This window comes from Paenibacillus helianthi (genome assembly GCF_001909055.1).
Classification (GTDB): Bacteria; Bacillota; Bacilli; order Paenibacillales; family Paenibacillaceae; genus Paenibacillus_AQ; species Paenibacillus_AQ helianthi.
In genome coordinates, this window is sequence record NZ_LVWI01000044.1 from 1 (window position 1) to 13,471 (window position 13,471).

The window sequence follows — 13,471 nt, forward strand, 5'->3', positions numbered from 1 at the left end:
TAGTACGAGAGGACCGGGATGGACGTACCGCTGGTGCATCAGTTGTTCCGCCAGGAGCATGGCTGAGTAGCTACGTACGGACGGGATAAGCGCTGAAAGCATCTAAGCGTGAAGCCCCCCTCAAGATGAGATTTCCCAGTATGTAAGACCCCTTGAAGACGACGAGGTAGATAGGTTGGAGGTGGAAGTGCAGCAATGCATGGAGCTGACCAATACTAATCGGTCGAGGGCTTATCCAAATCATAAAACGCAGATTCGTTTCGGATTCAGTTTTCAGGAATCAAGTTCTGATTCATGAGACCCAAGAGGTTAAATGAAAAAGATTTGTTTTCAGCATTTGGCGATGCTGAGACCTGAATGATGCATTTGCACCGCAAATGCCCGTTTGGTGGCGATAGCGGAGGGGTTCCACGCGTACCCATCCCGAACACGACCGTTAAGCCCTCCAGCGCCGATGGTACTTGGACCGAAGGGTCCTGGGAGAGTAGGACGCCGCCAAGCACATGGACCACTGCTGAATAATTAGCAGTGGTTTTTTTGTTTTAATGAAACAGAGGAACACCTTTGAAAAATCAGAGTTTTTATACAGAAAAAAGGATAATGATTAGGAAATTCAGAAATTCCCATAAGACTCGCAGGGTGACTTAAGCTATAATGAAGGCTAAAAGAGAAAAAGGGGCATAAGTAAATGAATCAATCTAAAGGTGAAAAAAGCCTGCTTACGGAGAAGGAAGAACGCTTTTCTTCGAGCGGTTTTATTTTCGCAGCCATCGGCAGTTCTGTTGGTCTGGGGAATATGTGGAAATTTCCTTATATTACAGGAGAAAATGGCGGGGCGGCTTTTTTTCTTCTTTTCATCGTCTGTTTGGTGTTAATTGGCTTGCCGGTTTTGTTGGCCGAGCTGGCTATCGGACGCAGCGGACGGGGAAGTGCGGCGACATCGTTCATACGTGCCGGAGGCGGGAGAGGCTGGAAAGCAGCCGGAATTCTGCAAGTAGTGGCGCCTTTTCTAATCCTTTCTTTTTATATTATCGTTGCAGGCTGGACGCTGAATTACGCGTTGATTTCTTTCAACGGACAACTGTTCAGCACTAGTGACTATGCAGGTGAATTTGGTTCCTTTATCTCAGGGTATATGCCGATTGTCTGGCAGGGTGTGGCTATCCTGATTACGGCGGGTGTAGTCATCCTTGGGGTGTCAGGAGGGATTGAGAAATTTAACAAAGTATTGATTCCCGGCCTGGTCGTTCTCCTTATTGTACTCATGATTCGCGCCGTAACCCTTCCGGGGGCAAACGCAGGAGTGTCCTTCTTCCTCAAACCAGACTTCTCGGTGCTGACGGCGGAATCTGCTCTGGTCGCTTTGGGACATGCTTTCTTCTCGTTGTCGCTCGGGATGGGGATTCTTCTGACTTACGGTTCATATGTGGATAAAAAACAGTCGCTGGGTACCGCTGCACTTGCCATAGGCGCCGGAGATTTGCTATATGCATTTATAGCCGGGTTGATTATTTTCCCGACGACGTTCTCGTTTGGCATTGCCCCCGATCAAGGGCCTTCGCTGATTTTTATCGCTCTGCCGGCGGCATTCTCTGCGATGCCCTTCGGTTCGTTCTTCGGCGGTCTATTCTTTATCCTGCTGGCCATTGCCGCTCTGACCTCGGCTGTATCCCTGCTTGAAGTGCCCGTATCTTTTGCGATGGAGCGCTGGAACTGGAGCCGTCAACGCTCGGTTTGGATCTTGTCTCTGGTCCTTTTCCTGCTGGGTATTCCTTCAGCGATGTCGCTGGGCATGTTCCCTGAGCTTACTTTTGGGGGCAAAGCCTTGTTTGACTGGATGGATTTCATCACTTCTAACATTATGCTTCCGCTCGGCGGTCTGCTGATCACTATTTTTGCAGGATATTTCTGGAAAGGGGCGGCGGAAGCAGCCGGATTACAGGCGCGCTGGTTCCGTATCTGGTTGTTCATGCTCCGGTATGTTGCGCCGATTCTGGTGTTTTTGGTGCTGCTCCATACCTCAGGGATTCTTAAATTCTAATTCAACCATCTCCAGAATAGACAATAAACTCTACGACCCCTTGGGTTGTGGGGTTTTTATGTGTATTTCGGTTAATAATTGGTATCTGTTTGGATAACCTATTCCATAACCCGGAAGAAACGAGGCGATAAGCATGTCAGATTCGAACCAAAGTCACAAGGAAGCAGTTGAGACGGTGAGAGAGCTGATCAAAGGTATTGATACCGCGATGTTCACTACGATATCAGCAGAGGGACTGGTATCCCGCCCCATGAAGACCCAGGAGGTTGAGTTCGACGGAGATTTATGGTTCCTTACCAAGAAGGACACTAGCAAGTTCGGGGAAATCCTCCATGATCCGAGGGTTAACGTCGTATATGCCGATAAATCCTATGTCTCTGTCCGTGGGACGGCCAAGCTTCTTCAGGATCTGGACAAGAAAAAAGTATTTTGGAATGCGGGGTATGATGCTTTTTTGCAAACCAGCTATGATGACCCTGAGGTAATTCTGATCCAAGTGCAAGCCGAAGCGGCTGAATACTGGAAGAGCGGTAACCTGGCCGAGAAGGCGACTTATTTGTTTAAACGAATAACGAACCAGGATACGGAACAGTCGAATCTCAACCAGACTATCGAATTAATGTAGGCTGCCGAGCCGACATCTAAATATCAAAGTTGGGCGAATGAGCCAATTAGCCAATCAATCAACCAATCAACCAATCAGCCACCAGGACAAGTCCTGGTGGCTTTTTATACAGGTATGAGCGAATACGGACACTATGCAAGAGAAGTCCCCTGTTGCATAGCGGTATCCTAAAACTATATTAATGATCTCCGTAAAGCTGTCTGGCTTGCCGGTTTGTTTCTTTGATTACAAGATAGGAATGTATATGCTGTGCACAATATATTATCCTTCTTTTTCTCGCTGAACCGGATACCTGAAAACGATCGTAGTACACTGCTTTGGAAGCATAAGCTTTTAAAAGGACGATGTTGCCGTTTCTACTTGCAATGTGTATTCTCTAGGCGGGTTTAATAATCGTAATTTTGTATTTCTTCACCACTTCCAGATCTTCCGCTGTAACACTGATTTGCACATTCGTAATTGGATTGGAAAGGAACACAGTTCTAGGCAATGTATCCTCGATCAGAATGTCATTGACATAGACTAGGGCATTTTTGTGCGAAAGGTTGGCATGCATCCGCACCGCTAATGTACCCGCGCTCACAGTCAAAGTGTAGTCGGTCTGATCGGTGGTAAATGCCCCTGAAAGGCTGCCTGCGTCAAAGATTAGCTCGGCCAGCTCGGCATTACTGCTGTAGCTTGTCATCATCCGCAATTGATCGAAAATTCCATTCATCTGCCCCGGAATGACAAATTTGATCTCTACCTCGGTGGCTGTTTTTATCCGCTCTGCCGGAATGAGGTATCGCTTATTATAGAAGGTCCGCACTTTATCAGTCCTCAATGTATCGCTGGCGAGCAGTTCGCCGTCTACATAAATATCTATCGCTTTGCCGTTGTTGCCGGAGAAGTAGGTGACAGATAAATAGTTATCCTGCTCAGGGAGTACTTTCAGCCGGTAGCTGAACCAGCCGTTATTCTCCGCTTGTCTAAGGGTATAGCCATCCCAGACGGCAACCGTAGTGTTCTCCCCTTGGATGCCATGCTCAAGCTCGTATTGATCATTGCCAACCGGCAGACTGTCAATGGTAGCTTCCCGGATCGTCTGATCCTGTTTCCCATGCCAAATATGCTCCTGTAACTCCCTGGAATCCGTTTCAACAAGCTTCCAATAGATGCCGTAGCGTTCTTCATGCTGCTTGTAATGGGGTGTGAATTCCAGCCGTCCGTCCTCATCCGTTCCACGTAATACGAAGACCAGATCTCCATTTTTACGTATGAAATGCTCCTCGAAGTGATCCAGCCAATCGCTGATGCTCCCGTGAGACGGTGTGATAAAATCCTTTACCAGCATATTTTTCGTTGGCACGCTGACAGCTACACCTGTTGCCGACTGTGTAAGATCATCTTTTCCCAATGCGGCGCTTAGCACCACCGGTCCATATTTGAAAGCTACCACATTCGGGGCGTCAGGCAGTGTACAGTAGAAAGGCTTCATCGGGAATTGAATGCTTAGCTTGTCACCGTCCTTCCAGACATTCTCCAGGACAGCATACCGGCCCTCTGTCCGGAAGGCTACTGTATTTCCATTCAAATGAATGTTCATTGTCCCGGCGATCCAATCTGGTATACGTAAACGCAGCTCTAGTGTGGTCGCCTGACTGTCCAAGGTACGCAGATTGAATATGACTGTATCTTTATAAGGGAGGTTGGCCTCCTGCTCCAGCTCGATCCGGTGCGCTTCCGATACCAGGGTAGAACTGACATATTGATTAACGTAGATGCTGTTGCTCCGGTGGAAATAAAGGCTGTCATTCAGCTTGGTGAAGCTCTCCATGCCGGTGCCGGTACAACACCAGAAGTGGTCGAACGGAGAACTGTACACCTTGAAATAACCCGTCGCCATGGGTTGAAAATACATCGTCATGCCGGTATGCGGATGCTGTGAAGAAAGAATGGCGTTGATGAACGTGTTTTCGTAGAAATCGGCATATTTGATGTCTCCGGTAAGCTTGAACAGTTCTTTGGTAAGCTTCAGCATATTGTAGGTGTTGCAGGTTTCGGCCGTAAAGTTGGAGCGTTCCCCGTCCAGAATATCCGGATCGCCGAAATGCTCCCATTCGCTATTCCCGCCTGTAATATAGCTGTGGTGATTGACAACCATATCCCAGAACTGCACCGCAGCTTCCAGATAAAAGCGCTCTCCTTCTCCCAGCACGAGATAGCGGTTCAATGCCCCGAGAAACTTGGGAATCGTCGTATTGGCATGTTTGCCTTTGAGAATATCCCGACCTTCACGGACAGGGGTAAACAATGCAAGTTCATCGAACATATGCGCCGCATACAAATGATGACCGTCCTGCGTAATCTTGTACAGATCATACAGGCAATCATTCATCCCTCCGTATTCAACCGAGAGTACCCGTTCCTGAATTTCAGGCGACCAGGCAGAGACACGCCGGTACACCCATTCGCCGAGCCCGGACACTATACGGTAAGCTGCAGAGTTATCGGTTGAACGGTAGACAGCGACCAGACCGGCGATGATTTTGTGCATGGTGTACCAGGGAACCCAGGCTGGTTGCTTGTTTTCCACATGATCAAATAATGTCTCCGGAAAAGCGGACAGATAACCGTTCTCCAGTTGGCATTCCCCCAGCTCACCGATGATGTATTCCAGACGTTCCAGAAGTCCGCTGCTGCCGGTATTCTCATAAGCCTGGGCCGTTGCGGTCAGATAATGTCCCAGTGTATGTCCTCTGATTTCGGTATTTTCCCAGCCGGGGTACTTTTCTCCTTTGGGAGGGAGTCCCCGATTTTCGCGGAAGCCGGCAAGCAAACGGTCGGGATCATAGCTTTTGAGATAAAGAATTTCTTTGGATAAGGCATTAACCATGTAAGGGTCGGTAAGCGTGACCTGATTCATGGGAAAAGGATGGATAGGTGATTGTTCCGTTGTCAGGAGCGGGTTGTTGCCTAAGGTCATATTTTTGCTCTCCTAGAATTAGATTATTCAGGCCGTTTTGCACTTAAAGCTTATAATTTATAGGCGCCAGACGTAAATAGAGCAAGGTTAGAATATGTGTCAAAAGGGTAGATTTCTCAAAATTGCAATTCGATTTTGTTTAAATCTTTATAAATTTAAAAATGATTATATAAATACATTATACTGATATACACTCATTCCAGGTGATGGGTCATTATTTTGATGACTTATTTGGCATTATCATGTTTTATTATATTTAATTATATATAAAACTAAATAAATTCATATTTACATAAAAATATTGCTGTGCTAATTTGGTAATTGCATAAATGGCAGTACGCTACACAGGAACGCCCCGCCGAAGAGGTCAGGGGTAAGGCAGTTATAACTGCAGCGGCTAGCTCATAGCAAAGAGGAGAGATCATATGCCTGCAAACAGAACGTTTACCAATCCGCTGGTGGAGCAGCGTGCCGATCCTTGGGTGTACAAGCATACCGACGGATGGTATTATTTCACAGCTTCGGTTCCTGAATATGACCGGATCGAAGTGAGAGGTTCACGGACATTGGAAGGCCTGACTGAAGCGCAGCCGGTTGTGGCCTGGCGCAAGTATGCTTCAGGATCACTCAGCGCCAATATCTGGGCGCCGGAAATTCATTACATTGCCGGCAAGTGGTACATTTATTTCGCGGCGGCTCATACAACAGAAACCAACGAAGGTCTGTTCGACCACCGCATGTACGTGCTGGAGAATGCATCCGTAAGTCCTCTGGAAGGGGATTGGGTGGAGAAAGGGCAGGTGAAGACAGCCTGGGAATCCTTTGCCCTGGATGCCACAACGTTCCAGCACAAGGGTGCATTGTATTATGTGTGGGCGCAGAAGGATCCCGGAATTAAAGGCAACTCCAACCTGTATATCTCTGAAATGAGCAATCCCTGGACACTGCGCGGCAAGCAGACCATGATATCAACTCCTGAGCATCCGTGGGAGATTATCGGCTTCAAAGTCAATGAAGGAGCAGCCGTTCTCAAGCGGAACGGCCGGATTTTCATCAGCTTCTCGGCCAGTGCCACCGATCACAATTATTGTATGGGGCTGCTGGAGGCAGACGAGGACGGGGATCTGCTGGATGCTGCTTCATGGACGAAGCATCCTGAACCGGTATTCCATACTACGGAGGAGAACGGACAATATGGACCGGGGCACAACAGTTTTACGGTAGATGAGGAAGGCCGGGATGTTATCGTCTACCACGCGCGGAATTACAAGGAAATCACGGGCGATCCGTTATATGATCCGAACCGCCATACACGGGTACAGCAATTCCGGTGGAATGAAGACGGCACACCTGATTTTGAGGTGCCTGTGAAGGATAACAGGAGATAACGCCTATCGGCTTCAAGGCAGAATGAGCAAACCGCATCAATATGCCCGCAGGGCCGGTAAGGCTGTCGAGAACATCTCGGCGGCCTTATTGGCGTTGTTACGGTTGCAACATTTTCTATTTGCAAGAAAGACTTGATAAATAGAGGGCAGACAAGGTAGGATTAGTATAGTTTATGTTTATATTAAATTATTTATGTTTTTATTAATTAAAGGAATAGGAGAATGCATAATATGACTGCTTTTCATGAGCACTTAATTGCCCATTACAGATTTGAGGATGCAGATAACGTCAGCAATGACAGCTCGGGTCACGATAATCACGGGATGGTTAGCGGCACGCTACCGCCAGTGGTGTCTACAGTTGGCGGAAGAAGCGCTGTGACCTTTGCAGGAGGACGGAATGGTTCATCTTTTATCCAGTTGCCATCCGATCTGCTTGAAGGAGTGAACGACAACACCGGTATAACGGTTGCGGCCTGGGTGAACTTCGGCAAGGGCACGAGCGTGTGGGAACGGATTTTTGACTTTGGTAACGGGGAGACGGGACCGTCTGTATTCCTGACCCGCCAATTGCGCGGAACGTTGTCTGCGGGCATGGACCTGGTCGCTGATCCGGGCCGGGGGTTTGCCGGAGGTGAGTGGATCCATATCGCACTGTCCATAACCGGTACGGAGGACGGCAAGTTAAGCAGTGCAGGACCCATTGTATATGTGAACGGTGAAACGGTCGCCGACGGCTCGATTAGCCAGACCACCAGCGGCAATTATGCTCAGCTTCGCCGCTGGTTCGGGACGTTAACCGATTTGTCCAATTACAGCAGCAATTTTATCGGCCGTTCCCAGTATGCTGCAGATGACGATTTTGCCGGTTCCCTGACGGATTTCAGAATCTATAAGGCCGGTTTGTCCGCAGACAAAGTGATCGAAGTGATGTGCGATTCATTAACGGATGAAGAGATTGTGAAGCTAGCCGCCGGAAAGTACCTGTTCTTGCCGACAACCATTGTGGCCCACGACCTTGCCCTACCTTCGCACTTGCTGGGCGGAACGGTAGAAGCGGCGTGGGAATCCAGCCACCCGGAGGTGCTCTCTAACCAGGGCCGTATACAGAATATTAACTCTGCCTATGGAGTAACGCTTACCGCCACATTAAGCAAAGGCTCAAGCTCTGTCCGGAAGACATTTGAGGTATCCGTTATTCCGCCGAATCTGCCGCCTTACACCTTGAATGTGCACGGCAACCAGGAAATATTGGATGTCAGCGAAGTGCTGTACGGCTTGTTCTATGAGGACATCAACAATGCAGCTGATGGCGGGATTTACGCGGAGCTGGTGCAGAACCGGTCCTTCGAGTCTTTTGCTTTTGATACCTATTCCCATGCTTCGGGCGAGTGCGGCTGCTCTACCGGCCGGAACCGGGAGCCTTTATTCGCCTGGTCCGGAGACGTAGAGCAGATGATTCCTCAGAGCAGCGGCGGTCTCAATGAATTCCTGAAGGTTACGGACAAGGATGTCAATTCCTATTATGTGAAGGTGGCTGACGGGGCGACCATTCGGAACAGAGGTTTTGCCGATTCCAATCAGCACTGTGCGATGGCTATCCGGACGGATGCCAAATATGAATTCACCCTATGGGCCAAGGCTGAAACTGCAGGTGCAATAACGGTACAATTGCAGGCACCGGACGGGGCGGCTGTCAGTGACACTGTAACCTTGCAAGTGGTAGGCGGCGGCATATGGAAGAAATATGGAGTGAAGACCAAGCTGGTGCTGACGGGATCGGCTACAGTTCTGGGTCAGCTGGCCCTTACTTTTGCCGGTGAAATCTCCATTGATATGGTCTCTTTGATGCCGCAGGATGTATGGGGCGCGGGGGAAGAGGCGAAGTCTGCTTCGGCACATACGAATTATCTGGGCAACCCAAATTACCGGTTAAGAAAAGATCTGGTCCACGCGCTGGTTGAGATGCATCCGAAATTCCTGCGCTTTCCGGGCGGTTGTATCTCGGAAGGCTCCTTCATTTGGGAGAACGTATATGACTGGAAGGATTCTGTGGGGGACATCGAGCTTCGCAAGGAGAACTATAACGTCTGGGGCTACATGATGACTATGGGGCTTGGCTATATGGAATACTTTCAATTGGCTGAGGATCTGAACGCAACTCCGCTCCCGGTCATGGCTTGCGGTGTGCTGTGTCAGGCCCGCTCGGATTATGCCCATCCGGCCGGTGGCAAACTTCGGGAGTATTTCATCAAGAACTTTACGGATTTGATCGATTTTGCTATCAGTATGGATTTTGCGGGCAACGAATGGGCCGCCATGCGCCAAAAAATGGGCCATGAGGCGCCGTTTGATCTACGCTATCTGGGCGTGGGCAACGAAAACTGGGGTACAGAGTTTTTTGCCAACTTTGAAGTGTTCAAAACCTCTATCGATGAATATATGGAGCAGAACTATCCGGGCCATAAGCTGCACATGATCTCGACAGTCGGCGCTCAGGCGGATGATGATGCCTATCAGCAGGGCTGGAAATTTTTGAGCGGTAATCTGGAAGGATCGGCCAAGGTAGCTTTTGCCGATGGTTATGAAGTGATTGAAGAAACCGTCACCTGGTATGAACAACAACAGAACTATATGGATACCATCGCAGATGAGCACTACTACCGTTCCAACGAGTATTTACTGAACAATGTGGACCGTTACAATTACTACTACAGAGCCAGCCATGCGGACGGAAGCACGGACTGGAAAGAAACTTCAAAGGTATTTGTAGGGGAATATGCATCTACTGATAAAAATACATTGGCCGGTGCTGTAGCAGAGGCGGCGCTCATGACCGGATTTGAGAACAACGCCGACGTTGTATTGCTCTCTGCCTATGCGCCGCTGTTCAATAAGGTGCTGACCGATGGAACGTACAGATGGACTCCAGACTGTATCTGGTTCGACGATGAGACCGTATGGTTTACTCCGAACTACTATGTACAGCAGCTATTTGCCAAATATTTGGGCGACAAGGTGCTGAAAACCTCCTTTTCCACATACAAAAACGGGAAGCCTACAGAGCTTGTTCCCCGCGGCGGAATCGAAATTGCGGCAGGCAACGCCGAAATCGTCGTAAAACGTGTGACTGTAACCTCCAATAAGGACGGCAGCGTGCTATTGAACCAGGATTTTACGCAGCAGCTGGACCCGGCATGGCAGGTCATTCCCGGTTCTGCGGGCTCTGTTATCCGGGCGGGCGAGGGACTTGTATTAAAAGCTCAAACGGGCGGGCTGAACGGATTATACATCCTGAATGATGAATGGACCGACTACAAAGTGGAGGTTGTTGCTTCAAGGCTTGCGGGCGAAGATGGCTTCTATGTGGGGGCCGGCCTGACGGATATCGCTTCGGGAAACAAAGATGTCATTGAATATGCAATCGGTTATGGGGGCGACGCCACCGGCGTCAAGGTGTACAAGCAAGGGATAGAAGGCTACACCTTGGGTGATTATTCTTCCAGCACGGCGGCAGGCAATTTAAGAGCGGCTCAATATGAAAAGCTTGCAGACAACACCGAGTATACCATTACGCTGAATTATGGCGGCGGCACCGGTGACCGGCTGATTTGCTCCTACTCGGATGGCAAGGTGACCAGCAAAATATTGGATTATAAGCTGGAAGCCTATAATAGAGAGATATTCAGCTCGGTGACGAAAGACGCAGAGCATATCTATGTGAAGCTTGTTAACGCCGACAATGTGGACAAGACAACGCAGCTTAACTTGCATGATGTGCATGTGGAGACGGCTGCGAAGCTGGTTAGCCTAACAGGGGATGCTTCGCTTGTGCATCTGCCTAATGTCAACAAAAGAGACGATGAACGGGTGATACCTGGCGAGCGCAAGGTCTCCTTAGACAACAATGGCATCGTCCTGAATTTGCCGGCCAACTCGGTAAATGTACTGGTGCTCCATCTGAAAGGGTAATACTGATTTCAACTGGGAGCTGTCCTCCTGTCATTATTGACGGAAGGGCGGCTCTTTTTTGATTTGGAACACCCCTCCTGCGTGCTTGGACCCGCTATTATTCCGCCTGCTCCTTTCCCTGGGCAAGCAGCCTGTCTGCCGCCTCCTGCTGCCGGTATTGTCCGGGAGTCAGCCCTGTCCGGGCTTTAAAGATCTTATTGAAGTAGCTTACATTTGCATATCCGATCTCCTTGCAGATCACCTCAATGGAAAGGTCTAGCTGTTTCAATAGCTCCATGGCACGTTTGATTCGCAGTTGGATCAAATAATCGTTGACGGTCATCCCCGTTGACTCCTTGAAGATGCGGCTTAAGTAAGAGGAGCTGCGCTGCACATACTCAGCAACCGTGTCCACGGAAATATTTTTATTGAAGTTCTCATCCATATAATCCGTTGCCAGCTGCAGGGTCACATCCGTTATCCTGGAACGCTTCTCCTTGTGGTAGGCGATGATCTTATCGCACATATCCAGCAGGCACTCCTCCATATCCGGCAGTGTCTCCGCACCCGCCAGCACATCCCCGTAAGAGGGTCTGTCCCCGAACACGGCGTGTATATCGCCCCGTGACTGGACAAGAGTCTTCATGATCTCCCCGCTCAGCTGGAAGAACTGCTGCTGGATATTCGCTTTGCTAAGCTTCTTAACCAACGCGGTCCGGGTGATCTGCCGGACGACACTGAAGCATTCCTCCTTGTCCGTCTGCAGCAGTGACTGCAGCAGCTTGGTTTCCAGTTCATACGGATAATAGTAAGCCTCCTCCTCTGACTTCCATTCGCCGAGGATGTCGTAAGGCAGGATCTCGCCTTTGCCGATATACATCTTCAGACTCAGAGCTTCCAGGGTATCCTCATAAGCCGAACGAACCCCTTCTGCACCGCTGTAGATCCGGCTGACCGCAATGGTCGCATTCATACTGTAGCGGGTCAGCAAAAGCTGCTTCAGCTTCTTGGCTTGCTCCAGCGGGAAATCGTCCTCCTCCGGAGGAACCGAAAAGAGAATCACCGTTCTCTTGTCATCCTTGGCGAAAATCTCGCCGTCGATATCGGCTCCCAGCTCCTCCATAAGGCCGTAACGCAACAGGTGGAATTGAAGGCTGCTGTCCGGCCCTTTCACTGGATAAGGCTCATCCAGTTCCAGAGTCAGCACGGCAAACCGGTTAAAATCCAGACGGAGCCCCAGCAGCTCCGCCGCCTGATCCGTACTGCCGCCCTGGATGAGGTCGTTCAGATACTTCTCCTTAATGGCTGTACGGTTATCAAGGAGAAGGGAATCTACCTTCCGCTTCTCTGTCATCAGTGTCTCCCAGTTTCGGCCCAGCTGATCAAAGATATGACGAATGAAGCCGGCTTCATCACCTTCAGGCAGAGGGCTGCCTGTTCCGTCCCGCTGACCGGCTGATGAACCGCCGATATAGGTGATCACACTCTGGAGAGGCCGGTACAATCTTCTGGACAAATAAAAGGAGGTGGCGATTGCCGCAGACAGGTATACCGCCGCTACAATAATGACAATGAACTTGATCCGGTCCATTCCTTGCAGGAGCACCGAGCGCTCAGTAATATCAACAAATCTCCATCCTGTCAGCTCTGAGACAGTATAGGAGACGATCCGGTCGGAGTCATCCATATAGAAGCCGTTTCCGCCGGTCAGCTTAGAGAAGTCTAACTGTTTCAGCAGGGAATCTCCGGCCTCCGAATCGGAATAGAGCAACTCTGAATCCGGCCCCAATACAAGGGTGGTGCCTTTTTTATTATGGTAATGACTTAAATAGTCGTCAAAAAGCAGCTGGAGCTTCAGATTCATGACGATGGCGCCGTTCACATGACCGATTAATGGCATCTTTTGAAGCAGGCTGGTTGCAGGGTGGTCCGGTGCAAAGGCGTCTTGTCTTCCGGTAATCCAAATCGTGCGGCTGTCGGATTGCTGCTTCCATACGTTCAGCCAGGAGCTGTCCGCAAAGGTCGAGATGGGAGAGGTCTTGATCTCGGGACGCGATGTCAGGATAAGCTCCAGAGGGTCGTAATATAAATAGATGGAATCGATGTAGGGACTGATCTTTTTCTGCTGCTCCACAAAGCTTGATAAATCAATCAGGGAGCTGACACTTAACTTGCTGCCCTTCGTATGGTACAGGTACGATTGGGTCGTGATCATGCCGGTGGCAGCATATTTGATGGCGGTCAGTTCCTTGTGAATCAGCTCCTGCTGCTGCGTCAGGATTGATTCGTTGTATGCGATGGCGTTCTGGATACTGTTGTCCGCCGAAATCGAGTAAGTGACCGTGGAGATGAGAATGACGGTGATCACGGCAATGGCGGTCAAGGAAAGCAGCAGCTTGACGAACATCGTATTATGTTTGATCGAACGGTATCCCTGCAAAGGTCTCACTCCACTTTTCAGAATGGTTACGCTTACATAATTGTGCGTGATACACATTCAT

Annotated in this window: 6 protein-coding genes and 2 rRNA genes; 6 read left to right on the forward strand and 2 right to left on the reverse strand. The window is 49.5% G+C overall.

Going from position 1 to position 13,471, the window contains the following annotated elements:
• The 4 genes from A3844_RS16220 to A3844_RS16235 all read left to right on the forward strand — a co-directional run.
• Window positions 1-239: ribosomal RNA gene (locus tag A3844_RS16220) — 23S ribosomal RNA — on the forward strand; the annotation flags it as partial.
• 145 nt (window positions 240-384) lie between these two features.
• Window positions 385-501, forward strand: a 5S ribosomal RNA gene (rrf, locus tag A3844_RS16225).
• A 187-nt stretch (window positions 502-688) separates the two neighbouring features.
• Window positions 689-2,041 carry a sodium-dependent transporter gene (locus A3844_RS16230; protein ID WP_074100866.1) on the forward strand — a complete coding sequence of 451 codons (1,353 nt, stop codon included), beginning with the start codon at window positions 689-691 and terminating at the stop codon, window positions 2,039-2,041.
• Window positions 2,042-2,174: 133 nt separating this feature from the next.
• Window positions 2,175-2,666, forward strand: a complete 492-nt coding sequence (locus tag A3844_RS16235) for a pyridoxamine 5'-phosphate oxidase family protein (RefSeq protein ID WP_074107936.1) — start codon at window positions 2,175-2,177, stop codon at window positions 2,664-2,666.
• A gap of 376 nt (window positions 2,667-3,042) precedes the next feature.
• On the opposite strand, the gene A3844_RS16240 is transcribed toward A3844_RS16235, so the two are convergent.
• Window positions 3,043-5,631, reverse strand: coding sequence for a beta-L-arabinofuranosidase domain-containing protein (locus tag A3844_RS16240; RefSeq protein ID WP_074107937.1), 2,589 nt, complete (start codon window positions 5,629-5,631; stop codon window positions 3,043-3,045).
• A 425-nt stretch (window positions 5,632-6,056) separates the two neighbouring features.
• Here A3844_RS16240 and A3844_RS16245 point away from each other — a divergent pair, with 425 nt between their 5' ends.
• Both A3844_RS16245 and A3844_RS16250 read left to right on the forward strand, forming a co-directional pair.
• Complete coding sequence (locus A3844_RS16245) at window positions 6,057-7,019, forward strand: glycoside hydrolase family 43 protein (protein WP_074107938.1); 963 nt, start codon at window positions 6,057-6,059, stop codon at window positions 7,017-7,019.
• 231 nt (window positions 7,020-7,250) lie between these two features.
• On the forward strand, window positions 7,251-10,991 hold the full coding sequence (locus A3844_RS16250; RefSeq protein WP_074107939.1) for an alpha-L-arabinofuranosidase C-terminal domain-containing protein: 3,741 nt from the start codon (window positions 7,251-7,253) through the stop codon (window positions 10,989-10,991).
• 97 nt (window positions 10,992-11,088) lie between these two features.
• On the opposite strand, the gene A3844_RS16255 is transcribed toward A3844_RS16250, so the two are convergent.
• A complete protein-coding gene (locus tag A3844_RS16255; RefSeq protein WP_074107940.1) occupies window positions 11,089-13,410 on the reverse strand; it encodes a helix-turn-helix domain-containing protein in 2,322 nt (773 codons plus the stop codon).
• Window positions 13,411-13,471 lie beyond the last annotated feature (61 nt).